The sequence below is a fragment of the Oceanobacillus sp. FSL W8-0428 genome (genome assembly GCF_038004405.1).
In the GTDB taxonomy this organism is placed as follows: domain Bacteria; phylum Bacillota; class Bacilli; order Bacillales; family Amphibacillaceae; genus Oceanobacillus; species Oceanobacillus sojae.
Map to the genome: position 1 here is coordinate 4,686,876 of NZ_JBBORB010000001.1, position 24,292 is coordinate 4,711,167.

The 24,292-nt window shown below is 38.0% G+C and carries 20 protein-coding genes; 9 read left to right on the plus strand and 11 right to left on the minus strand.

What is annotated here, in order from left to right; all coding sequences use genetic code 11:
- Positions 1 to 527: 527 nt before the first annotated feature.
- The 4 genes from qoxA (at position 528) to qoxD (ending at position 4,335) form a co-directional block, all read left to right on the plus strand.
- Positions 528 to 1,418 carry a cytochrome aa3 quinol oxidase subunit II gene (qoxA, locus tag MKY30_RS22585; protein WP_147210939.1) on the plus strand — a complete coding sequence of 297 codons (891 nt, stop codon included), beginning with the start codon at positions 528 to 530 and terminating at the stop codon, positions 1,416 to 1,418.
- A 76-nt stretch (positions 1,419 to 1,494) separates the two neighbouring features.
- On the plus strand, positions 1,495 to 3,444 hold the full coding sequence (gene qoxB, locus MKY30_RS22590) for a cytochrome aa3 quinol oxidase subunit I (protein WP_147210938.1): 1,950 nt from the start codon (positions 1,495 to 1,497) through the stop codon (positions 3,442 to 3,444).
- Entirely contained in the window at positions 3,444 to 4,046 is a 603-nt protein-coding gene (gene qoxC, locus MKY30_RS22595; protein ID WP_339282495.1) for a cytochrome aa3 quinol oxidase subunit III, read from the plus strand. The genes qoxB and qoxC overlap by 1 nt, the downstream gene beginning before the upstream one ends.
- Before the next feature lies 1 nt (position 4,047).
- Entirely contained in the window at positions 4,048 to 4,335 is a 288-nt protein-coding gene (qoxD, locus tag MKY30_RS22600; RefSeq protein WP_147210936.1) for a cytochrome aa3 quinol oxidase subunit IV, read from the plus strand.
- A gap of 69 nt (positions 4,336 to 4,404) precedes the next feature.
- Here the strand turns inward: qoxD and MKY30_RS22605 are convergent, their stop codons facing one another.
- Complete coding sequence (locus MKY30_RS22605; protein WP_147210935.1) at positions 4,405 to 4,635, minus strand: hypothetical protein; 231 nt, start codon at positions 4,633 to 4,635, stop codon at positions 4,405 to 4,407.
- 198 nt (positions 4,636 to 4,833) lie between these two features.
- Here MKY30_RS22605 and MKY30_RS22610 point away from each other — a divergent pair, with 198 nt between their 5' ends.
- Positions 4,834 to 5,592 (plus strand): processed acidic surface protein, encoded by a 759-nt coding sequence (locus MKY30_RS22610; protein WP_339282496.1) that lies wholly within the window; start codon positions 4,834 to 4,836, stop codon positions 5,590 to 5,592.
- A gap of 106 nt (positions 5,593 to 5,698) precedes the next feature.
- On the opposite strand, the gene MKY30_RS22615 is transcribed toward MKY30_RS22610, so the two are convergent.
- Positions 5,699 to 5,929 carry a hypothetical protein gene (locus MKY30_RS22615; RefSeq protein WP_156985956.1) on the minus strand — a complete coding sequence of 77 codons (231 nt, stop codon included), beginning with the start codon at positions 5,927 to 5,929 and terminating at the stop codon, positions 5,699 to 5,701.
- A gap of 412 nt (positions 5,930 to 6,341) precedes the next feature.
- Between MKY30_RS22615 and MKY30_RS22620 the strand changes: the two genes are divergently transcribed.
- Positions 6,342 to 7,157 carry a ZIP family metal transporter gene (locus MKY30_RS22620; protein ID WP_147210932.1) on the plus strand — a complete coding sequence of 272 codons (816 nt, stop codon included), beginning with the start codon at positions 6,342 to 6,344 and terminating at the stop codon, positions 7,155 to 7,157.
- Positions 7,158 to 7,227: 70 nt separating this feature from the next.
- On the opposite strand, the gene prpB is transcribed toward MKY30_RS22620, so the two are convergent.
- The 3 genes from prpB to mmgD are packed head-to-tail and all read right to left on the minus strand — an operon-like array spanning position 7,228 to position 10,710.
- On the minus strand, positions 7,228 to 8,139 hold the full coding sequence (gene prpB, locus MKY30_RS22625) for a methylisocitrate lyase (protein ID WP_339282497.1): 912 nt from the start codon (positions 8,137 to 8,139) through the stop codon (positions 7,228 to 7,230).
- 13 nt (positions 8,140 to 8,152) lie between these two features.
- Positions 8,153 to 9,586, minus strand: a complete 1,434-nt coding sequence (locus tag MKY30_RS22630) for a bifunctional 2-methylcitrate dehydratase/aconitate hydratase (protein WP_339282498.1) — start codon at positions 9,584 to 9,586, stop codon at positions 8,153 to 8,155.
- A 17-nt stretch (positions 9,587 to 9,603) separates the two neighbouring features.
- Positions 9,604 to 10,710, minus strand: a complete 1,107-nt coding sequence (gene mmgD, locus MKY30_RS22635) for a citrate synthase (protein WP_339282499.1) — start codon at positions 10,708 to 10,710, stop codon at positions 9,604 to 9,606.
- 218 nt (positions 10,711 to 10,928) lie between these two features.
- On the opposite strand from mmgD, the gene MKY30_RS22640 reads away from it, so the two are divergent.
- Positions 10,929 to 11,798, plus strand: coding sequence for a LysR family transcriptional regulator (locus tag MKY30_RS22640; RefSeq protein WP_147210928.1), 870 nt, complete (start codon positions 10,929 to 10,931; stop codon positions 11,796 to 11,798).
- A 53-nt stretch (positions 11,799 to 11,851) separates the two neighbouring features.
- On the opposite strand, the gene MKY30_RS22645 is transcribed toward MKY30_RS22640, so the two are convergent.
- A complete protein-coding gene (locus MKY30_RS22645) occupies positions 11,852 to 12,769 on the minus strand; it encodes an AEC family transporter (protein WP_147210927.1) in 918 nt (305 codons plus the stop codon).
- Between the two features lie 225 nt (positions 12,770 to 12,994).
- On the opposite strand from MKY30_RS22645, the gene MKY30_RS22650 reads away from it, so the two are divergent.
- Positions 12,995 to 13,420, plus strand: a complete 426-nt coding sequence (locus MKY30_RS22650) for a thiol-disulfide oxidoreductase DCC family protein (RefSeq protein ID WP_339282500.1) — start codon at positions 12,995 to 12,997, stop codon at positions 13,418 to 13,420.
- A gap of 184 nt (positions 13,421 to 13,604) precedes the next feature.
- Here the strand turns inward: MKY30_RS22650 and MKY30_RS22655 are convergent, their stop codons facing one another.
- From MKY30_RS22655 to MKY30_RS22665, 3 genes are all read right to left on the minus strand, one after another.
- Positions 13,605 to 13,892 (minus strand): DUF378 domain-containing protein, encoded by a 288-nt coding sequence (locus tag MKY30_RS22655; RefSeq protein ID WP_147210925.1) that lies wholly within the window; start codon positions 13,890 to 13,892, stop codon positions 13,605 to 13,607.
- Between the two features lie 940 nt (positions 13,893 to 14,832).
- Positions 14,833 to 16,029 (minus strand): ornithine--oxo-acid transaminase, encoded by a 1,197-nt coding sequence (locus MKY30_RS22660; RefSeq protein ID WP_147210924.1) that lies wholly within the window; start codon positions 16,027 to 16,029, stop codon positions 14,833 to 14,835.
- Positions 16,030 to 16,235: 206 nt separating this feature from the next.
- A complete protein-coding gene (locus tag MKY30_RS22665) occupies positions 16,236 to 19,370 on the minus strand; it encodes a DEAD/DEAH box helicase (RefSeq protein WP_341085442.1) in 3,135 nt (1,044 codons plus the stop codon).
- A 260-nt stretch (positions 19,371 to 19,630) separates the two neighbouring features.
- Between MKY30_RS22665 and MKY30_RS22670 the strand changes: the two genes are divergently transcribed.
- A complete protein-coding gene (locus MKY30_RS22670; RefSeq protein WP_147210923.1) occupies positions 19,631 to 21,202 on the plus strand; it encodes a peptide chain release factor 3 in 1,572 nt (523 codons plus the stop codon).
- A 46-nt stretch (positions 21,203 to 21,248) separates the two neighbouring features.
- Here the strand turns inward: MKY30_RS22670 and helD are convergent, their stop codons facing one another.
- A complete protein-coding gene (gene helD, locus MKY30_RS22675; RefSeq protein ID WP_341085443.1) occupies positions 21,249 to 23,558 on the minus strand; it encodes an RNA polymerase recycling motor HelD in 2,310 nt (769 codons plus the stop codon).
- Positions 23,559 to 23,816: 258 nt separating this feature from the next.
- The gene (locus tag MKY30_RS22680; RefSeq protein ID WP_339282504.1) at positions 23,817 to 24,263 is read right to left on the minus strand and encodes a hypothetical protein; all 447 of its coding nucleotides are present in this window, start codon (positions 24,261 to 24,263) and stop codon (positions 23,817 to 23,819) included.
- Positions 24,264 to 24,292: the final 29 nt, after the last annotated feature.

A 24,292-nucleotide genomic window follows, 5' to 3' on the forward strand; every position in this document is an offset into this window, starting at 1 on the left:
CTCCTTCAATAATAACAAAATAATAAACTGAATCCTTATTCCATGATTTTTTACTATCATGAATTATTATTTAATCGTACAAATTTTCCAACAGAATATGGGAAATCCCATACTACCATTTTTTATTATTGTCAAGTTTTTTTCGACATTTTTCGACACTTTTCAAAAATATGTAGAAGTTTTCTTGAACATTTTGTGAAGTGTTTCTCAATGTCTTGTAATTTCTTTACATCAGTATTAATATTGTTTCTGCTATAGAGTTATACTAAATTAATTGTGTGTTCAATAATCGAAAGAATATTTTCCAATTTTCTTTGAACAACCTCTTAATAAAGTGAAACTTCATTCGGCGGAGGATTTTCATCCCCGCTGAATGATAGTTGAACCAATCGGGCCGTTACTGGCTGTTTAAACTCCCATATAGAGCCTTTAATTCTTCTCAATTCTTGAAGTTGGAGTCTTACAGCCGGTTACACTTCGATAAAAACCAGACAATCTTATACACAATCAAGGGAAGGGGTATTAACATGAAGTTAAAGTGGGCCTATTTAGCAATTTTAACAGGTATTGCCGGATTACTGGCAGGCTGTGAACCATTACTCGTACTTAATCCAAAGGGTCCCCAGGCAGAGACAACTGCAAATGTGATTTGGTTATCTATCATTACAATGTCTTTCATTGTTGTTGTTGTCCTAGTAATGCTAACAGTTATTTTATTTAAATATAGAGCATCAAAACAAGATCCTGATTATGAACCTCCACATATTGAAGGCAATAAATATGTGGAAGGGATTATTGTCACAATTCCAATTCTAATTGTTGCTTTTTTATCTGTTGTTTCCACTATTTCAACGCATCAAGTGGAAAGTCCTCCGGAAGGATATGCTGAAGATGAACCAGTCGTTATTTACGCATCATCTTCTAACTGGAAATGGCATTTCAGTTATCCGGAGCAGGATATTGAAACAGTAAATTATGTTTTCATCCCAACAAATCAAAATGTGGAATTCCGTTTATATTCTCACGGAACAATTTCAAGTTTTTGGATTCCGCAGCTTGCAGGGCAGAAATATGCGATGGCTGATATGACAAACTACTTGAATGTTGTTGCAGAAGAGCCTGGAGAATATATGGGAAGAAACTCCAACTTTAATGGAGAAGGTTTTGCAGAGAATGAATTTACAGTAACTGCGCTCGCTCCAAGTGAATTTGATTCTTGGGTCGAAGATATTCATAATACTGCCGATCCGCTTACAGAAGAGAAATTTGAAGAATTATTAGAGCCTGGACATTTAGGACAAATGACTTTTAATGGTACTCACCAGGAATTTAAACCTGCGCCTGAAGGAGAAAACAGCCCTCATGATCACGGAGGTTCCTCAGATTCAGAAGAGGAAGGCGAACATCACCACCACTAAGTCATTTATTTGGCTAGCAGCACACTCCTGGAGTGTGCCTGAATATTTCTAAGCTCTAGAAAGGAGTTTTATCATAATGGATTTTTTTGATAGATTTACAATTCCACCCCATGATGATCCAATGCTTTATGCGTCCATCGTTGCAATTGGACTTGTAAGTATTGCGATTGTTCTCGGTGTTACCTATTTTAAAAAATGGGGTTATCTTTGGAGTGAGTGGTTAACAACAGTTGATCATAAACGTATTGGAATTATGTATATTATTTCAGCATTGCTAATGCTTTTCCGAGGTGGCGCTGACGCTGTTATGATGCGGCTGCAAACTGCTGTTCCGGATAATTCCTTCTTAGATGCACAGCATTATAACGAAGTTTTCACCACACACGGTGTTGTTATGATCTTTTTCATGGCAATGGCATTTATTATCGGTATGATGAACTTTGTTGTTCCGCTTCAAATCGGAGCAAGGGACGTTGCTTTTCCGCGTTTGAACGCGCTCAGTTTCTGGTTATATTTCGCTGGAGCTATGCTATTTAATATTTCCTTCGTTGTCGGAGGATCACCAGATGCCGGATGGACAAACTATTATCCGCTGGCAGGAACAGAATTCAGTGAACATGTCGGGGTTAACTACTATAACTGGGCACTGCAAATTTCCGGTATCGGGACCTTGATGACGGGAATTAACTTTATCGCTACAATTATGAAAATGCGTGCACCTGGTATGACATTAATGAAAATGCCAATGTTTACCTGGTCTGCATTAATTACAAACCTTATAATCGTGTTCGCGTTCCCTGTATTGACAATTGCTTTACTAATGGGAACATTAGACCGTCAATTCTTTACCAACTTCTTTACAACAGGAGACGGCGGTATGGATATGATGTGGGCAAACCTGTTCTGGATTTGGGGACACCCTGAAGTATATATTCTGATACTTCCTGCATTCGGGATTTACTCACAAATTATCGCTACATTCTCTCAGCGTAATTTATATGGCTATAAATCGATGGTTGCATCGATGGTTATTATTTCCTTGCTATCCTTTATGGTATGGGTTCACCACTTCTTTACTATGGGACAAGGCGCAGTTGCAAACAGTATATTCTCTATCACAACAATGGCAATCGCTGTGCCGACGGGAATTAAGATATTTAACTGGCTTCTGACGATGTGGAAAGGAAAGATACGATTTACGACACCAATGATGTATTCTGTGGCATTTATTCCGTTGTTTACCATTGGCGGGGTAACAGGTGTTATGCTAGCAATAGCAAGTGCTGACTACCAATATCACAACACAATGTTTTTAGTAGCTCACTTCCATAATGTAATCATCCCTGGTGTTGTATTCGCGATGATTGCCGGTCTCATTTATTATTGGCCAAAAATGTTTGGTTTCTTGCTGAATGAACGTATTGGTAAATGGGCATTCTGGAATATTGTTATTGGTTTCTGCCTGTCCTTCTTCCCAATGTACATTACCGGTTTAAACGGTCAGGCACGAAGAATGTACACTTATTCAGAAGCATCTGGGTTTGGTCCTTTAAGTATGGTGTCCTTCTTTGGTGCGTTGCTCTTAGCAATCGGGTTCGTATTGATCGTTTATAACGTTTATTACAGCTTCCGATATGCACCAAGAAATGTCGGGGACGACCCTTGGAATGCACGTTCTCTTGAATGGGCAACCCATAATCCAGTTCCAGAATATAACTTTGCTATTACACCAAATGTTAATTCAAGTGAAGCATTCTGGGATTATAAGAAGAACGGACATGACTTATTTAAAGGTGAAATTAAGGACATTCATATGCCGAATAACAGCGGCTGGTCCATTATTTTTGCCGGTATCTTCTTTGTTTTTGCCTTTTGCTTCGTATTCCATGTATGGGTAGGAGTGATTATCGCATTCGCCGGTATTATTGGCTGTCTGCTGTATCGTTCCTTCGAAAAAGATGATGGGCATCATATTCACAAAGAAGAAATTGAAGAAACGGAAAAGAAATTTGGAGGTGCTAAGTAATGAAACTTGATTCCAAAAATCTGCCTCTTGAATATAGCACCGAAACCAATAGAATGAATATCCTTGGATTCTGGATTTTCCTAAGTGCGGAAATCATGCTGTTTGCGACCCTGTTTACATCGTATTTTGTTTATGTAGACCGCGGCGTGGGCAGCGGGCCCGCCGGGGCAGAGATTTTTGAATTGCCACCGGTATTGATTGAGACATTCCTTCTCTTGACAAGTAGTTTTACGATTGGATTAGCGGTCCATGCAATGCGTATTAATCGTGTAAAAGCAATGATTGGCTTTATGGTAGTTACACTTCTCTTGGGTGCTGGATTCCTCAGCGTGGAAGTATATGAATTTATTCACTACTACCACATAGGTGCAACATTACAGACAAGCGGTTTTACAGCAACACTCTTAACAACGCTCGGGACGCATGGAGCCCACGTAACGTTAGGGCTGTTCTGGGGTATCATGATTATTATTCAAATCCTTCGCAATGGCTTAAATGCGCGGACAGCGAATAAAACATTTATATTCTCCCTTTACTGGCACTTCTTAGATGTTATGTGGATCTTCATTTTCAGCTTTATTTACTTGAAGGGAATGATGTAGCATGAAAGAACTTTTTCCACTAAAACAGGTTAACGGATATATCTTTTCGCTACTCCTTACTGTTGTTGCATTAAGTGTCTATTTCTTTGACATGTCTTTTGCAATGGGATTAACCATTCTTGTTGTTACAGCATTTATTCAAGCAGGGGTGCAGCTCGTTGTATTTATGCATGCCGGAGAAAGTGAAGATAAAGGCGGTATCTATGTCCATACAATTTATGGCGTAGTGCTGGCTCTGTTAACTATCCTTGGTTCATTACTGGCAATGATATGGGGATATATGTTTTAAATAAATTGAAAAGCTCAGGCATCGATGCCTGAGCTTTTTTATTACATTCAACTATCAACTTTTCACCGACTATAACTGCTTCTGATTTTGATTCTTTCTCCTAATATTCTCTTCCACTGCAACAAGGAACAACCCCATAATAAAGATAAATGTGCCGCCCTCTGCTAAGCCGATACCTATAGCTGTCACCAGTGGTATAGCGCTTACAAAGTAACCGTATATAAACATTATTGCACCAATTGTAATTAATGTCCCGCAGACTAGAGACAAGCCTTTTAATAATTTTTTGTTAATTTCCATGAATCTCATCTCCTTTAATTATAGTATGCCTTTTGTTCAATAATTTGTCAATATCTTTGTGTCAATTTATCGAACAAGCAAATTTACTCTTGACTCGTGACTTTCGGTTTATTTTTTTTACCTTATTCTTATAAGCATGGAATTTCGTCTTAAAACGCTTTATACTTAAGATATAGTATAGTTACAGGAGGATGAAGGATGAAAAAGAAATTATTATCTGTATGTTTTGCACTGGTACTTATGATTGGCCTTTTACCTTCCCAGGCATTCGCTATTGATGCTGATGACACTCAATTGGAAAGTTTTTTAGAATCCATTGATTGGGAATTGGAAGATTATGAAGGTTATCTGGCGGATTTTGGCCTTGAATTAGCTGATTTTGAGGATGCTTCCTATTTAGGTACACCGCTTACCGAAGAAGGTTTAGAAGAAATTTATGATACATATGATCTAACATATGATGAATTAAACAACCTGTTGTATGAAGAGGAAGGATTCCTTGAAGAGGATGAAGAATTTCCGGATAGTATCTGGTACATGTTTATCGAGGATATTGAATTCAGTTTAGATTTAATTATGAATGATCCTCTTACTGCATTGGATGAAGATCTTTCTGAAGAGAATTTAGAGGCTGCTGCGGAAGAATATGGTTTTGGATCTATCGAAGAACTGGAAGAACTTTTCAATTTATATGAAGATTCCATTAACAACTATACAACACTTTTTGAAATTGAAAATGCAACTGAAATTTATGTAGCAATGGAAGATGGCTCTGACTTAGATGATGAAACGTGGGGAGAAAATGACGATGTATCAGAAGATGATGATCTTTGGGAAGATAACACTGACCTTTCTTTAGATATGCTGGATACTTCAATATTATCAGATGAACCAATTTTTGATATTTACGCAATGATCACAGTTATGCTTTTAGAATCTGCATTAGATTTCAAATAATCTTACTTTCGGGAATTAATACTTATCCTTACGTTTTTTTATTTTATACAAAATAACCTTCTTCCAAGATGACAGATTAAATCTCTTCATGGAAGAAGGTTTTACATTATATAAAGCTCTTATTTTTTAATAACTGCCTGATTTCCATTAGATCGTACTCTTCTTCTATTTTTTCCTTTATAAATGTTAAAACCTCTACTGCTTCAATTTCAAAATATGTTATTTGGTCAACAATTTTTGTTGGTATATATCCTTTAAAAGAATCCAGCCACTCCCCTATTTTATACATGGGTGCTTGAATAACCTTACTCATTCCTAATAGGCTGATAACATACATCTTTATTTCACCGACCTTATATTTCTTTCATTTTTTCTTAAGTTTATTATACCTGTGAAGTTCATTTAAGGTATGGAATAATTAAGTAAAAATAATAACAATGAGGAGACATGCAGAAAGCCGGATTATTGTTAAAAACTATTCCCGATATTTACTATCCCATACTGTATCTTAATTTAAACTGCCAAATCCCTAAATAGTCCTTACTGAAATCTGCGATGATTGGGCTAGAAATGCATACAGTAAACAGACACTCAAACAAGTTCTCTTTTTTCCTTTTCATTCTTGTGTTCAAATATGTATGATTGTTTTTTCATCCTATTTAATGATAAAGTAATAAAGTTAGCATAATTATTAGTTCTTGAATAAAAAAATATATGATAAACGAATGGAAAAGAAAGGAATAGACATCATGTTAGAGATTTTTCAAAATTTTAGCCCTGTCATGCAGGCCTTATTAGCAACAATTTTCACATGGGGAATGACTGCACTCGGGGCAGCAATAGTATTTGCAACAAAAACCGTTCATCAAAAACTGTTAGATAGTATGTTAGGATTCGCTGGAGGTGTTATGATAGCAGCCAGCTACTGGTCATTACTCGGGCCGTCTATCGAAGCATCAACAGATAATGCCATTGGCCCCTGGTTTCCTGCATTAGTCGGTTTTTTACTGGGAGGCGGATTTTTATGGGTTATTGATAAAATCCTTCCCCATCTTCATCCAAACACAGAAAAAAAAGATGCTGAAGGGCTCGCACCATCTAAAAGAAAACGAAGTACATTACTTGTACTTGCAATTACAATTCATAATATCCCTGAAGGTCTCGCTGTCGGAATTGCTTTTGGCGCATTAGCAAATCATAGTACCGAGGCTGCTTTAGCGGGGGCAATCACTCTTGCCATCGGAATAGGAATTCAGAATTTCCCTGAGGGTGTTGCTGTTGCAATGCCGTTACGTGGTGAAGGAATGTCCCGAGGAAAAAGCTTTATGTATGGACAATTCTCTGGACTGGTAGAACCAATTGCCGCTGTAATAGGTGCATTAGCTGTTGCTCATATTGAACCATTGCTTCCTTATGCGTTAAGCTTTGCAGCTGGAGCGATGATCTTTGTTGTTGCGGAGGAGGTTATTCCAAGCTCTCAGGAGAATGGAAATAGAGATTTGGCAACCATTAGTCTGATGATTGGTTTTGCACTTATGATGGTGCTTGATGTCGCATTAGGTTAAGCTTGTATTCCTTCAAAAGAAAAGGATACCTGTTATTTTAGAATCTAAAATAACAGGTATCCTTTTTTGTTCACTTAAAATAATCCTCTATTACAGTCTTGGAAATTCCCTGATCAAGTGCTTCAAATTCACCATATTGAATAGCTTCATAGAGTTCTTTTCTGGTTTGCATATTCTCTAATCCATTTTTCTGTGTACCCTCATCCCGAATCAATTCAAAAATTCGTTCATAAGCTTTTGCAGCCACACGTAAAGAAGTTACTGGATAAATAACCATATCAAAGCCTGCATTTTCAAATTCTGACGCTGTTAAATAAGGTGTTTTCCCAAATTCTGTCATATTGGCCAACAATGGTGCATCCACTGCCTCAGCAAAAGCCTGGAATTCTTCATTATTTTGAAGAGCTTCCGGAAATATAGCATCTGCTCCAGCTTCAACATAACCTTTCGCACGATCAATTGCACTATCTAAACCTTCAATAGCTCTGGCATCGGTTCTCGCCACAATATAAAGTGTCGGTGCTACCTCTTTAATTGCGGCTATCTTTTGCATCATTTCTTCCTTGGTAACGACATTCTTTCCATTCAAATGTCCACATTTTTTAGGAAGCTGCTGATCCTCCAGCTGAACTGCAGCTACATTCGCTTCCACCATTTCTCTCGCTGTACGGACAACATTCAGGACACCGCCAAAGCCTGTATCAATGTCTACAAGCAATGGTAAATTGGTTGCCCGGATAATGTCCTTTGCCCGGTCAGCTACTTCCGCAGAGGTTACAATCCCTAAATCAGGTAATCCCCTGCTTGCAGTATAAGCAGCTCCGGATAAATACAGCGACTGAAATCCAGCCTGCTTTGCTACTAATCCTGCCATTGCATCATGTGCTCCAGGAATTTGCAAAATTCCCTTTTCCCCTGCCATCTGCCGAAACTGTTCAGCTAGTTCATTTTGTGGGAATGGATTATCTACAATCCAAGCCATTTTTTCTCACCCTCTAATCTAAAAATAATTCTATAAAATCAGTAATTGCCATTTGCTTTATCGTATCATAATTTATCGTCTGTTGTTTAATACGCTCTGTCTGTTTTTCTGTAAACTGCGTTGCTAAATTAGCTTCATACTTTTTAATTATTTGCGGGAATGCTTCCTTCCTGCGGAATCGATGCCCTAAAGGATATTCACAATCAATGATATCTGTGGAAGTGCCATCCATAAAATGAACCTGCATAGCATTCGCAATAGAGCGTTTCTCCGGATCCAGATAATCCTCTGAATACTGTTTATTCTCTGTTACTGTCATTTTAGCGCGAAGCTCATCAATACGCGGATCTTCCGCCACATCGTCTTCATAATCCTCTGCAACGATATTTCCTTTTAATAATCCAATCGCTGCAATGTACTGCAAGCAATGATCTCTATCTGCCGGATTATGGAGCGGTCCTTTTTTATCAATGATACGGATAGCTGATTCATGCGTTGATATAGTAATTTCTTTAATTTCATCAATGCGGTCTATCACTTCTGGGTGTAATTGAACAGCTGCTTCTGCTGCTGTTTGCGCATGAAATTCTGCCGGATAGGAAACCTTGAACAATACATTTTCCATCACATAGCTATCAAGCGGTCTCTTTAATACAAGTTCTTTTCCTTTAAAAAGAACATCCTGAAAGCCCCATCCTTCTGCACTTAAAGCAGTTTGATAACCCATTTCCCCCTTTACAGCCATGAGTGCCAGCCGGACCGCACGGCTTGTTGCATCACCTGCTGCCCATGATTTTCTGGAGCCCGTATTAGGAAAATGGCGATATGTCCGCAGACTCGAATTATCAATCCAGGCATTTGATAATGCGTTGACGATTTCTTCCTTCCCGCCGCCTAACATTTTCGTAACAACAGCTGTTGTTGCAATCTTTACATATAATATATGATCCAGACCAACACGGTTCAGACTGTTCTCCAGAGCAAGAATTCCTTGAATTTCATGCGCTTTAATCGATATCTCTAAAATCTCTTCAACTGTTAAAGGTTCTTCTCCCTTATTTTGCCGCAGTCTGCTGACGTAATCAGCAACTGCTAAAATACCTCCCAGATTATCTGAAGGATGTCCCCACTCCGCCGCAAGCCATGTATCATTATAATCTAACCAGCGTATCATTGCCCCTATATTAAATGCTCCTTGTACTGGATCAAGCACATGAGCTGTGCCCGGCACCCTTACCCCATTTGGAACAACTGTCCCGGGTACAATTGGTCCCAACAGCTTGGTACACTCCGGGTAATTTAAAGCAAGAATACCACAGCCAATTGTATCAATTAATACATGATGCGCAGTTTTAATAGCCTCTTCACTGTTAATTTCTTTATTTAATACATAATCAGCAATCTCTTCTAAAAGTTGATCTGTCTGGTTTGTTTTTACGGATACCATCTGTATTTCCTCCCCTGTTAATAACCTTTTCCTGTATACTCTACTCTAGGCCTAAAAATTCTATTATTATCATGCTGTTCAATAATATGTGCTGCCAGCCCGGCCGTTCTTGCATTAAAGAAAATTGGTGTATAAAGCGGTATCGGAATACCAAGCTTCCAATAAACCGGTGCTGCATAATAATCCAGGTTTGGATATAAGCCCTTTTCTTCTTTCATAATAACTTCCCCGGCTTCACACATCTCTAAGAGCTTATAATCATTGTCTTTTTCACACAATTTCCGCAACGCTTCCTTTGTAATAGCTGCTCTTGGGTCCATTTTCTTCATATATACCCGGTGGCCGAATCCCATGATTTTCTCTTTGTTTTGAAGTTTGTGATGAATTAAAGCCTCAAAAGCATCTACAGAATCTACATCCTGCAACATATACATGACAGCTTCATTCGCACCGCCATGTAAATGACCTTTTAAGGAAGAGATAGCTCCAGTCAATGCGCCATACATATCTGAATTTGTAGAAGCAATTACACGTGAAGCAAATGTGGAGTTCGGCATTTCATGCTCACTATAAAGTAATAATAGCTGATCAAAAATTTCTATTTCCAGTTTTGACGATATTTTTCCTGTAATCATTGATAAAAAATTAGCACTGTAGCTGAGTGTCTCATTTGGCTCAGCAATATCCAGACCCTCTGTAGCAAAATAACTGTTTACCGTAATAAAAGGCAATTGGCCTAAAAGCTTATAAGCGCGCCGTTTATTTTCTTCTTGGGAGCGGTTTTCTATTTCAGAATCGAATCCGGCTAATAACGAAATAACTGTACGCATCCCGTCCATTGGATGCATTCCTTTTGGTAAAAGATTAAATAAAGGCAAAACATCATCAGACAATTTATAAAATTTCTTAATATTATCCTCCAGGCTGTTCTTTTCTTCAGGACTGGGCAAATAACCTTCCAGCAATAAATGAACAACATCAAAATAAGTTTTATCCTTTGCTAATTCAATTAAATCCTCTCCGCGAATGACTATTTTTTCACGGTTCACATCTAAAAAAGATATTTCTGTTTTTGCTGCAATAACACCATCTAAACCGGGAACAAAACTTTCATCAGCACGCATTATTTTTCCCCCTTTATAATGAAAGCGTAATCATTTTGTTATCAAACAAGGCTAATGCAGAATTTTAAAAGGGAAATAACATCCTTCTTTAACCTTTTCTGCTCTGCATAAACGTTTTCTTATATTTAAGTATAACCTTGAATAGAAAATTAGAAAAATATATAATACTAATAAATAACGATAGATTTTTTCTATATCTTGATTTAGGAGGATGGCCATTGAATTTACAAGACTGGAAAATGCTTGCCGCACTTTATAAAACCGAAAATATTACCCAGGCTGCTCATCAATTATTTTTATCCCAGCCTACTTTAACTTCAAGAATTCAAAAGCTTGAAATTCATTATGGAGTTCCGCTTATTCTTCGGAAACGACGTGGTATTACTTTTACTCCTGAGGGTGAGGAACTTGCCCATCATGCTAAAAGAATGCTTCTCGAACAGCGTAAAATGGAAGAAAAGCTGATCAATATGCAGGAAGAGGTACAAGGAACATTGCGGGTCGGTGTTTCCAATTTCTTTGCTGCAAATAAAATGCCGAAGCTGCTGCAGCGTTTTAAAGAAAAATATCCAGAAGTGGAATGCCAGGTTGTTACAGGCTGGAGCAGTGATATGCACCGTCTTCTATTAAATCATGATGTACATATCAGTTTTATTAAAGGTAATTACGCCTGGAAGGAAAAGAAAGCGCTGTTATATGAGGAAGAAATCTGCGTCGCCTCTCCATGGGATTTCGCATGGGATGAAATTCCCAAGCTTCCAAGGGTAGACTATTACACAGATGAACATATGCGGATTTTATTAGATGATTGGTGGCACCAAAATTATATTGAACAGCCTAATATTACAATCCATGTCAATCAGGTGGAGACCTGTAAAGAGATGGTTGTTCACGGGCTCGGTTATGCGATAGTTGCTAATCTGGTCGTCCGTCCGCATCCTGAATTATTTATCAAACCAATTACAGATCCATCCGGTGAGCCTCTAAAAAGACAAACCTGGATGTACTATCAGGAAGATACTCTGCAAATGAATATTGTCCGTGCTTTTGTTGATTTTGTTCAAACATTAGATGTAAAAGCTTTATAAATGCGTGTTCAAAAAAGACTGATATAACATTTTATTTGACTCTTTAATCCGCTTTAATGATACGCTACAAAGCTTGCAAGCAGCCAAATCAGAACAAAACTTACAATGATTGTTATATTAACTATAGTACCGACTATTTTCGTATTATATTGGTATCTTATTGCATAAACTACGGATGTCGTGGAGGCTGGCAGAATAAAACCGATTAACACAGTATTTGCAAGCATTGGATAATCAGAGAGTATCCAAAAAAGACTAAATCCCAAGAAGAGCCCCGTTCCATACTTGATGGCTAAATACTTCCCTATCAGAGGAAGCCATGATTTCTCGAAAGAAAAATTTAAATAAAGGCCCAGTAACAGCAGGGACAGGGGCATATTCGCTACAGAAATAATTTCTGCAGTGTCTAAAAACAGACCCGGCAAATGGAACCCAGATAGGTTCAAGGCAACGACAAACATATAGGTTAAAAATGGAATAGACCGAAGCAGTGGACTGAATGCCTCTCGCAAATAAAAGCTTGATGTCCCCTTCGCAAAATAACCAGCTATAAAAAAGCATACTCCAAACACAATAACAGCATTACCTACATCAAACATACCGAAATGCTGAATGCCTTCTCTTCCCCAGATAGCTTCTACAAGCGGAAAAGCAAATAAACCGACATTGACACCAGGAACCATCATGGCAGCCATCCCTTTTATACCATCTTTCTCAGAGCGGAATGCCAAGATGCCTATCAGCGCGGAAGCAAGCCCAAATAAAAAAGCAATGAAAATAAGTGAAACAAGAGATAAGGATATCACCATCTGATCAAATGTAACAATCACTAATGCGGGCAGAGTAATATTAAATACAATTCTTGCAATTGTCTGTCCGTCCGATTCTTTTAAAATTTTTATCCTTTTAAAAAGGTAGCCCAGTAAAATAATAAATACAGAAATAATAAATTGCAGTTGAAACCCTTCCAAAATTTTCTACTCCTTTAATTCATTAAAAAATGCACCTTTGTTATCTTATCACAGTCTTATTACTGTTCATACAGAAAGGCTTTATGTTTTTTAAACATTTTGGGTATTCATTTATTGATGAAAGGTTTTCAGTGTTTCTGCGCTTCTTTGTCAAACAAGTTAAACTTGTATGTAATAAACAGGGGTTGTATGATAATACTAAGCTTGGTTGTAGAGGTGGTATAAATGAAACTTATTTTATTTGATGGAGAGTGTCATATCTGTGACGGCTTCGTTCAATTTATTCTGAATAGGGACAAAGAAAATCAATTTCTGTTTACTTCATTGCAAAGTGAGGCCGGAGAATTTATTCAAAAGAATTATCAGGTTCCAGAGAATATCGATAGCGTTTTATTCATTGATGGAGATAAAGTTTATATCAAATCTGATGCTGCTTTAAATATATTGCAAAAATTAACATTTCCCTGGAAAATGCTGATAGCAGGCAAAATCCTGCCATATTTTATAAGGGATGCCCTATATGATTTTATTGCGCGCAACCGGCATAAATGGTTTGGTAAAAAACAGACCTGCCGTCTTCCTACGGCACAAGAACGCAAAAAATTTATAGAAACAATTGATGATTTAAAAAAACAAAAGCCTTTCGTCTAAAATAAAACAGCCTTCCCGGAGAGTTTCCCCATATTTCCCGGGATAAGGCAGCTGCACTAACCAGGCAGTAAACATATCTGAAGTGCAGCCCAAACACTTTTTACTGTTTAAAGCCCACTTCAGATATTCATCCTGCTCCAGGGATACATCTGCGTTTTATTTTTTCGAAAGGCTTTTTGCCCAGTTATTTATCGTCAATTTCTTCCTCAATGCCATAATCCTCACTAAATTCTGTTCGGAAGCCTGTTTGTAAATGATCCGAATCCTGGATTGGTTCACCAACCCCGGAGAATAAAGTTGTAAGATAATAAATGGCGCTAATCCCAACGAGTCCATAAATAATTCGAGAAAGGACAGCGGTCTGCCCGCCAAAAATAGCCGACACTAGATCAAATTGAAAAAATCCAATTAGTCCCCAGTTGATACCACCAATAATCAATAAAGTGACTGCAATAGCATGTAGTGTTTTCATTGTCTCTCACCTCCTCACTGCTTATCTTTTACTTAATCACTTATTTCATACTTCCACTGTTTGGGAATTATTGTTTTATAATAACTCAACTTTCGCACCTGAGAATAAACATCTATACCTTACCCTACCAGGATAAGCATGTTCTTCATTATCCTGCTTGCATTTTGTGAAATATCTTTTTTTTGAATGGAGATTGTGTATAGCTCCTGCAACCAACCACTACGCTTTCCATGGGGACGGCTTCAGCTAACTTGAAAAGAAAACCGCTTTTTGCTTAATGAAAAGATCATTTTAGTGTTTCAAATGGTTGAATTGACAATTTAAATGATGACACAGCATGGGATAGTAAATATCAGGAATAGCTTTTATGAACAGAAAGTAATGGCGACGGGATATTTTTACATGCACCACGAAAAAGATGTTCTTTACTGGTCTAATTTCTATTGGCTCCTTTGTATTAAACAGTATAGAACACCCTTTCTAGCGGAGGCGGACCGTTTTAACTCCTGAAGGGAAAGCGGAAAGCGTCGTTTAAAAACGTAACAACTGGACCGAAGCAACTGAGATAAAGGAATTACCGTGAGTTTACGAACGGATGATGACTTATCGTAGGGCGCTATCGGGAAGTTGTCTAGTTTTTGACGCTTGCAGCTGGACAGGGAATAGCATCATCTGAAGATCCACTTTTGCCAAGTGCTCTTCTTGGCAAAAGTTAGCTGAAGAGCATGCCCCTAGGAAAGCAAAACGGTCCGCCGCAGCGGTGGCCTCACACATTACCTTCTTTCTAGCCAGAGTTTATGCTTTGTCAAGAATTAGGTGGAAGGAACGATCAACACATGTCTCCATGATAAGCAAGTTACTTTTTAAGGTTCGGAAGTTGAGTAATAATAAAAAACCCTAATGATTTTCGCATTAGAGCCTTTTATAAAACTTACCTTATTTAATTAGTCTGCAGCACTTTCTTTATTCTATCCAATGCCCAGTCAAGCTCTTCTTTACTGATCGTTAATGGAGGAGCAAAACGGATAGTGGTTTCATGTGTTTCCTTACAAAGAATTCCGTTTTCTTTTAATGATTCACAAATAGGGCGTACAGGCTTATTAAATTCTACACCGATAAATAATCCTTTAGCACGTACTTCGTTCAAATCAGGATGGTCAATAGCAGCTAATTCAATAGCAAAATACTCTCCCAGTTCAAGTGACCTGTCGACAAGTCCCTCTTCTTCAATTACATCTAATGCAGCCATAGAAACAGCACAGGCTAACGGATTTCCTCCAAATGTTGACCCATGCGAACCAGGTGTAAATACGTCCATAATTTCCCTGTCAGCTGCTATAGCAGAAATAGGCATAACACCTCCGCCCAGCGCTTTCCCCATTACATATATATCAGGCTCTACATTTTCCCATTCACAGGCAAACATCTTTCCTGTACGAGCAAAACCAGTCTGCACTTCATCGGCAATAAATAGTATATTTTCTTCATCACAAATTTTTCGAACCTCCTGCAAATATCCCTCCGGTGGAATAAGGATACCAGCTTCCCCTTGTATCGGCTCTAAAATAACTGCTGCTGTATTTGGTGTTATCGTTTCTTTTAACGCTTGAATATCTCCATAATTTATCTTATAAATACCAGGAACAAAGGGACCATAGTTTGTTGTAGCACTTGGGTCATCAGACAATGAAATCGCATTCATTGTTCTGCCATGGAAATTGCCTCTGGCAGCAATAACCTCTGCCTGATTATCCTCTATACCTTTTTTCTCGTATGCCCATCTGCGGGCAGCTTTTATTGCCGTCTCTACTGCTTCAACTCCAGTATTCATAGGCAATACCTTATCTTTTTTTGTTAACTCGGCAAGACGCTCTGTCCAGGGTCCTAATAGTTCATTATGAAAAGCTCTTGAAGTAAGCGTCACTTTATCTGCTTGATCTTTTAACGCTTGAATTATCTTAGGATGTCGATGCCCTTGATTCACCGCTGAGTATGCGCTTAGCATATCCATATATTTATTTCCTTCCGGGTCCTTTACCCAGACTCCCTCAGCTTCTGAAACAACTACCGGTAATGGATGATAATTATTTGCACCATAGGTTGAAGTCAGTTCCATTATTTCTTTTGATGTCACCATAAAGCAGCCTCCCTTGATTTTATTCAGATTTATTCTCTTTCTTCTTAAGCATAATCATTAGTCTGAATAAACGTCAAGCCTCTTATCAGATTATGTAAAATGATTTCATACTTTCCTCTTATACCATTGATTTAACAGATGTTTTTCCACGTAGAAAAGAAGCTTAAGGAGGAAGAGTAATCACCATCCAGCCTTAAGCCAATTATCTATTGCAGCGTTTCTTGCAGCAGTTTCTCCACATCTTCATCTGTCAGCTGATAATTCCATAAATCCTTCGTCTGCACCATCTGTTCTATCAGTTTTCTTTTTTTCTGCTGGAGATTATACATTTTATCCTCAATTGTTCCCTCCGTCAGCATGCGAATCACAGTAACATCATAAATCTGACCGATTCGATGCGCACGGTCTATGGCTTGATCCTCTACTGCCGGGTTCCACCATGTATCATATAGAATAACCGTATCCGCACCAACTAAATTCAAGCCTGTTCCCCCCGCTTTTAAAGAAATTAAGCAAATATCATTTTCCCCCTGATTAAATGAACGGCATATTTGCAGCCGATCCTCAGAAGGTGTTTGTCCATCTAAATAGAAATAAGGAATCTCCTCTATTCTCAATAAATCTCCTATGCGCTTCAGCATTTGGGTAAACTGGGAAAAAATCAGCATTCGCTTGCCTGAACGTTTTGCATCCTTCACGATTTTCATTAAGCGCTGAAGCTTGGCAGATTCTCCATCATAATCACGTATAAATAATGACGGATCACAGCAAATTTGCCTTAGACGTGTGAGCCCTGCCAAAATCTTAATACGATTTTTACGAACCGTATCACGATCCAAATGTTTAAATTTTGGATGTCTTAATTTCGATAAATACGAAATGTAGATTTGCTTCTGTGCTTCTGTCAATGGAACACGTTCGATATATTCCGTCTTTATCGGCATATCCTTCAGAACATCCTTTTTTTCTCTTCGCAGCATAAATGGATGAACTCTTCTCAGAACCTGATCATTGGTAAGCCAGGCAAAGTCTTTCAAACCGCCAAGCAATTCGGGAAATATAATATGAAAAATCGACCATAAGTCCTCCATTTTATTTTCTAAAGGAGTTCCCGTTAAAGCAAATTGATAATCTGCTTTTAATTTTTTTACCGTCCGGAAAACCTGTGTTGCCGGATTCTTAAAAGTCTGCGCTTCATCAAAAATAATTGTCTGGAACGTAATGTTTTTCTTCAGCCAATCAATTTCATTTTTTAAAACACCATAAGAAACAATCCATACATCCTTCTCGAGCAATGTTTTCTTTTTCCGCTTTCTTTCCTGGATGGCGCCGTCCAGTATCTCTGCTGAAAATCCTGGTGCGAATAATTCCCATTCCTGCTTCCACTGATAGCATAAAGATGTTGGGCAGACAATGAGTACAGGTGCTTTTTTCTCCTTTTGCTGCTGGTATTTCGTCATACAAAATGCAATAGCCTGCACCGTCTTTCCTAAGCCCATTTCATCTGCTAAAACACCGCCAAGTCCAGCTTCAGCCACTGCCAGCATCCAACGGACACCATCCTTCTGATAAGGCTTTAAAATAGGTTCAATTTCTGACGCTATCGGATATTTTTCATTTGCTGGAGCCTGGATATCATAAATCATTTCCTTCACAGCTTCTCCTTCAGCCAGATAGCCATTATCCTCCATTCGATGGGCAAACGATAACCCATCCTTTAGCGACAGCTCAATTTCCTCCAAAATTTCAGAAGGCGTCATTGAAACAGAGAGAAGATATTTTTCCAATTCTTTTATTTCTTCTGTTTCCAATGTGAGAAAGGAGCCATCCTTTAACCGATAATATGGCCGCTTTTCTTCTATCGCTTCAAGAATCTGACGAACCTCCTGTTCCCAGAAGCCTTTCACCTGGAAGGAAAAAGCGAGCCAATTTGTTCTATCGCGTTTATGCTTCACACGGACAATCGGCTGGAACCGCTTCTTGCTGATTTGATTACGGACAGCATTTGTAACAAAAACATCTGCTATCTTATACAGTTCAGGCAAGTAATGGTATAAAAATTCATATTCTAGCTGTTCATTTTGCAGAATAAAACTGCCTTCCGTATGTGCAAAGCCGCTTCTTTCCAGAAAAGCAATAATTTCTGCTTCTTTTTCCTTATCACGGCGAACCATTGCTGTTTTCTCAAAAGGCGTTATCTTTTTATCTCCATATTGAAATTCCAAGCCTGCCAGTAAACGATTATGAATCCGATCAATATAGATACTTGCTTTAAGCGGTGTATAGAGACTCTTCAACGTTCCAGTTGTATCCTCTACTTCACCGATCCGTTCTAAAAGTACAGAAATAGATACAATTTGTTCCTTGCTGACAACGATTGTTCCCGACTGTTGTTTCCACAGCTGCTCACATAAATGAATCAGCTGCTTTTCTTCCTCTGTCAATAAATATAAAGAACCGTTCTGATAAATAAGCTGATAAGCCAGCAAAAATATTGTATGGCTTCTTTCCAAAAATGAAATCGAATAATTTATTCCTGTTTGACGGATACGAAAAGAAAACGAGGGCAGCGCGTCGTAAAAGCTTAATAACTGCTTGTGATATGCATCAGCTTCCAAATACAAAGAAACAAGTGGACTAGAATGAAGTAATCTTTCCATCCGCTCCCAGACTGTTGCCGGAATAGAGATCCAGCTTGTTTTATCAGCAAAAGCTGTTCCAATCATTTGCTGATCCTCATAAGCCTGAATAAGCTGTTCTAAAATCTGATTGCTGTCATCTTCAAAATAAAATTTAGCTGCATCATATAAGAGATTTTCAGCAACAGAAAATCGCGTTCCATTTTTTAATGCTTTCAAAAAGGCGATAATATTATTAACAAGTTTACCATCAATTTGCACAGCCATTTGCAACGCTTTCCGCTCTGATTTTTCGGGTATACGCAAGTAAAAATGCACCGGAATAGCTTGTCTTGTTTCAAAATAACCACGATGCCGAAATTCCTTTTCTGATTTTCCTGTAAGTGAAGTGCTGTCTGTTTTCGGCTCACCAGTTTCATGTACACCAATTAAAACTGCAGCAATATGCTGGCAATCCAATGTATAAGAACCAAGCTTCGGGCAGCTGCACCCGGTGCTTTCTATTTTATTATTTCGATACGTCAGCGTTATATGGAAATCATCTGTGGTTCTAACTGTTCCAATAATCTGCTGATCAAGAAAGGTCAGCTGGACATTTCCTTTTTTCCAGAGACGTTCTCCATATTTATAAGACAGCTCTCCACATCGTTCTTTGATTTCCTGCTTGGATATCCATACCATTTTACTGCACGACCTTTTCATTCATTTCTCATACTCCCATATTTACAGCCAAGCTTATATTCATAAAATAAACTTTTGACCAGATTTTTTTATTTTATCCCTTCGATTATTTCACGAATGGGGTTAAATTGTAGTATGATATATCTATTGTTTATTATAAAGCAAGAATGCTTTAACATCTAATAAAGAAATGATGATTTTAAACGTAGCTCCTGATCAACCTATCAGCAGTAAATACAGCTCTTAATAATTGATCGGTCTATTATAGAAAGGATTTCACTATGACAATTCAAGAAGAAGTAAAAAAAAGAAAAACATTTGCGATTATCTCGCATCCCGATGCCGGGAAAACAACGATGACAGAAAAACTATTACTATATGGTAATCTGATTCGTTCAGCCGGAACAGTTAAAGGAAAAAAATCCGGCAAATTCGCTACATCTGACTGGATGGAAATTGAGAAACAGCGTGGTATCTCCGTTACATCCAGTGTCATGAACTTTCAATATGAAGGTTTTCATATCAATATTTTAGATACCCCTGGACATGAAGATTTCAGTGAGGATACCTACCGGACATTAACCGCTGTGGACAGCGTTGTTATGATTATTGATTCCACTAAAGGGATTGAAGCACAGACGATTAAGCTGTTTAAGGTTTGCCGTATGCGCGGTATTCCCATCTTTACCTTTATGAATAAATTAGACAGGGAAGGAAAAGAACCTCTTGCTTTATTGGAGGAGCTGGAAGCAGTATTAGAAATTGATACTTTTCCTATGAATTGGCCTGCAGGCATGGGGAAAGGTTTCTTAGGTATCTTTGACCGGGACAATAAGCAATTTGTACAGCATCATCCTGGTGCAGAAGAAACCTATATTCCTTATCAAGAATTAGAAAACCATCCAGAGTTGACAGAAAATGCAACTTACCAAGATGCATTAAATGAATTAGAGCTTGTTGAAGAAGCTGGAAATACGTATTCTGAGGAAGCTATTTTAAATGGCGAATTAACTCCTGTTTTCTTCGGCAGTGCGCTGTCTCCATTTGGCGTTCAAACATTTTTTAATTCCTTCATCCGCTTAGCACCAAGTCCGACACCGCGAAAGTCAACCAAAGGAGCAGTTGACCCGCAGGAAGAAGACTTTTCTGGATTTATTTTTAAGATCCAGGCAAATATGAATCCAGCACACCGTGATCGTATTGCCTTTTTACGTGTATGCTCCGGAAAATTTACCCGCGGTATGAGTGTTCAGCTGGCCCGGACTGGAAAGGAATTAAAATTGGCCCAATCTCAGCAAATGGTTGCCTCATCCAGAGAAACCATTGAAGAGGCATATGCAGGGGATATTATTGGAATTTATGATCCAAATGCCTATCAAATTGGCGATACTCTGCTTACCGGGAAAGAAAAATATGAATTTGATGAACTGCCGCAGTTCCCGCCGGAAATCTTTAAAAAGGTAATGGCGAAAAACGCATTAAAGTCGAAGCAATTTCGTAAAGGGATTGAACAGCTTGTTCAAGAAGGTGCCATACAGCTGTTCCGGGATAAATTAACGGATTCCTTTATTCTGGGCGCGGTCGGAGAATTACAATACCAGGTCTTCACTTATCGCATGGAAAATGAATATAATGCTGAAGTAATCATGGAGCCCATTGGCGAGCGTATTCCCAGATGGTTAAAGCCTGAACAGGCTGATGCTTCATTGTTTGACTCAGGAAATCTGCTGGTTCGTGACCGTCATGATCAGCCGCTTGTACTCTTCCGCAATGAGTTTGCGTTAAACTGGTTTAAAGACAAGAACCCAGATGTTGAGCTGATTGATCTTTTTGAAACAAATAATTATCAATAAAAAAGGATTTCTGTCCCCAATCTGACCAGGGACAGAAATCCTTTTCTCATCTCTCAACAATTGTCGAATATCTATATTTCTCGTTAGGGATTTTGCTTAAGAATGGAGACATTTCATTGGAAAATAAAATCGTTAAATCATGCATAGCCCGGGTACACGCAGTATAAAGCAGATATCTATCTGCAGCATACGAATACACCTCATCAGAAGCATCTGCAAGAATCACTGCATCAAACTCAATCCCCTTCGCCAAATAAACAGGAACAACAACAATACCTTTTTGATAGGTTTTTGAATCCTCATTAATCTGTTTTATATCTACCTCTTTATGCAGCTTCCGGTATATATCATCACAACCAGCAGCTGTCTTCGCTATAATTGCAATTGTTTCATATCCTTCTTGCTGCTTTTCCTCTATTTTATAAAGCAGCGCATCCTTTTCAGAAATCGACTTTGTCAAACGAATAACTTCTGGAAGTACACCACTGCGGTTAAAAGGTTCAACCGGTTCATTGCTTGGAGAAAAATAAGATGTAAAATCCGAAATCTGCTTCGTTGATCGATAACTTTTTGTTAATACAATCCGTTCTGTACTATCCTCATGTGAGATTTTTTCTTGAATCGGATTCTCCTTTGATGCATAGGAATAGATTGCCTGGTTAACATCACCAAGCAATGTAAAGCTGGCATACGGATAAAGGTGTTTTAGATACGCAAATTGAAACGGCGTATAATCCTGTGCTTCATCAATAACAATTAAATGCACTGGACGGGTAACTTCATGACCAATTATTTCCCCTTTAAAAAAGTTATACGCTGTTGCCAGTTCCCATGGAATCTGTTTTTTTCGGAGCAGCCTTATTGCTTCTACTTTATATCGCTGGATAGCATCATTTCCATTCAACTCTGCTATGAGGTCCATATACATTTTAAATGTATTGACAAAGCGATTTTGACGAATCATTTTTTGTAAAGGAGCAAAGGTTTTACGAATAATTTTCTCTCTTAAAACCTTTTCTTCATCCTGAATACCGCTTTCCTCCTGCTCACTTTCAGCTTCATGATAAGCCTTCATATAATCATCCTTGGATAACAGCTGAATCTGATCCAGAACCCAATCTTTCTTGATTTCCTCTTTTTGGATTTCACGAATACGCTGCAGTAACCAATTCCTTAGCTGTTCCATTTTATTTGGAAGACGCATATCTTTCTCCAGCGATGCAAAATAATTTTCTATCTCTTTTTTATCAATCAGTAATTCATTCCGAAAACGTATCGATCTGAAAGTAAGATTCGTCCGGTTTAATTTCTCTAAGTGCTGATTAATATCCTCCATAAAAGCCGTACTGGAAAAGTGCTGGATAGCTTCTAATTGTGTCTGCTGCTCTTTTTCCTCTAAACGCATCAGTTTCTCAATTTGAGTGAATGGTGAATCTACATGCAGCGCCTTATCCGTTCCATTTGAAACAAATTGATGGAAGGTTTGCTGGTTAACTGGTTCTTCACCTAACTCAGGCAAAACATTTGCTACATAGCTTGTAAATAAGTCATTTGGAGATAATAACAATACCTGATTCGCTGTTAAATTAGTCCGGTGATGATAAAGTAAATAAGCAATACGCTGTAAAGCTGCCGATGTTTTTCCGCTTCCCGCAGCACCTTGAACAACAAGCACTTTACTGCCTCGATGACGGATAACTGCATTTTGTTCCTGTTGAATTGTAGAGACGATGGATTTCATTTGCGTATCTGCCGCCTGACTCAAGCTCTCCTGAAGCATCTCATCAATGATAGTTACCGACGTATCAAAAATTCCTTTCATTTTTCCATTACGAATCATAAATTGCCGCTTCAAGCTCATTTCACCATGAACCGTTTCTTCCTGACTCCTGTATTCTACCGGTCCTGGAGCATAATCATAATAAATCCCGGAAATAGGTGCACGCCAGTCATAGATAAGAAAATCCTTCTCTTCTTCATCCATTAAAGAAGAAGTACCAATATAAATTTGCTCTATATCTTCACTGCCTTCTTCCTGAAAATCAATTCTTCCAAAATAAGGCTGATTTTTCAGGCGCTCTAATTGATTCATCCGTTGATAATTTTTCCCATAATGCCGTTCTTTTTGGGCAAGGATATTCGATTGCTGTTTAATGCTTTCCTGTGTTTCAATGATATCATCCATCTCATCCATGTTGACTGTAATATCATCCCAAAAAGTTTTACGCAGCTCTACGACATCCTCTTTGACCTTGGAGGACTGTTCCTTCAAAGCATTTTGTTTCTTTTCAATAATATCTAATACCTTCTCCAGACGCTGATATTCAAATTCATGGTTATTATTTTGCTTATCCATCAACTTCCTCCTTTAAAACCGAAAAAAATAGTTGACATATATATTCTTATACTGTATAATGATAGTATATACGTGTATATTATAAAGTATATCTTTAACTTTTATATTTTATCATTGTTGAATAAATTAATCAATACATAGATATAAAGCCTGCTATTTTTTGGTGGGCTTTTTTGCTGTTTATTTTTCATCACTTTTATTATTCAAAATGCATCAATGTAATTAATTAATACATTGCCAGTGATATTTTATGTTGTATCAATCTTTTACTAATAATATATCATATTGAAGAATGAAATTTTTTTCTATTTCCAATTTAGCCATGTTAAATCCTAATTTTATTCCATATTTCAAGATTTTTCGATACTCCGAAATTGAATCCTCCAACGCCTCTTCCTTCACAGAATTATTTTTATCCATATATGATAATAAGTCCTGTACATTTTCCCCCGTTAATTTATCAGTAGTACTAAGGATACTCGAAATATAGTTTGCTACCTGTTCATTAGCGAAGCTCATACCTTCCAGTACTCCTTTTGGAAAATCAGGAGCCAGTTTTTTCAGACCTTTCTTAGCAGCCTCTTCAGAAATATCGTCTCTATAATAAACTCCCGACATATCGTGAAAACTTTTTTGACTCTGTACCTGCTGCTCTTCTGCTAATGTTCGAAAGTTCTTCTCTAATTCTTTCAGTTGGGTTCTCAAGCTAAAATCCATCCTTCGTATTATTTTAT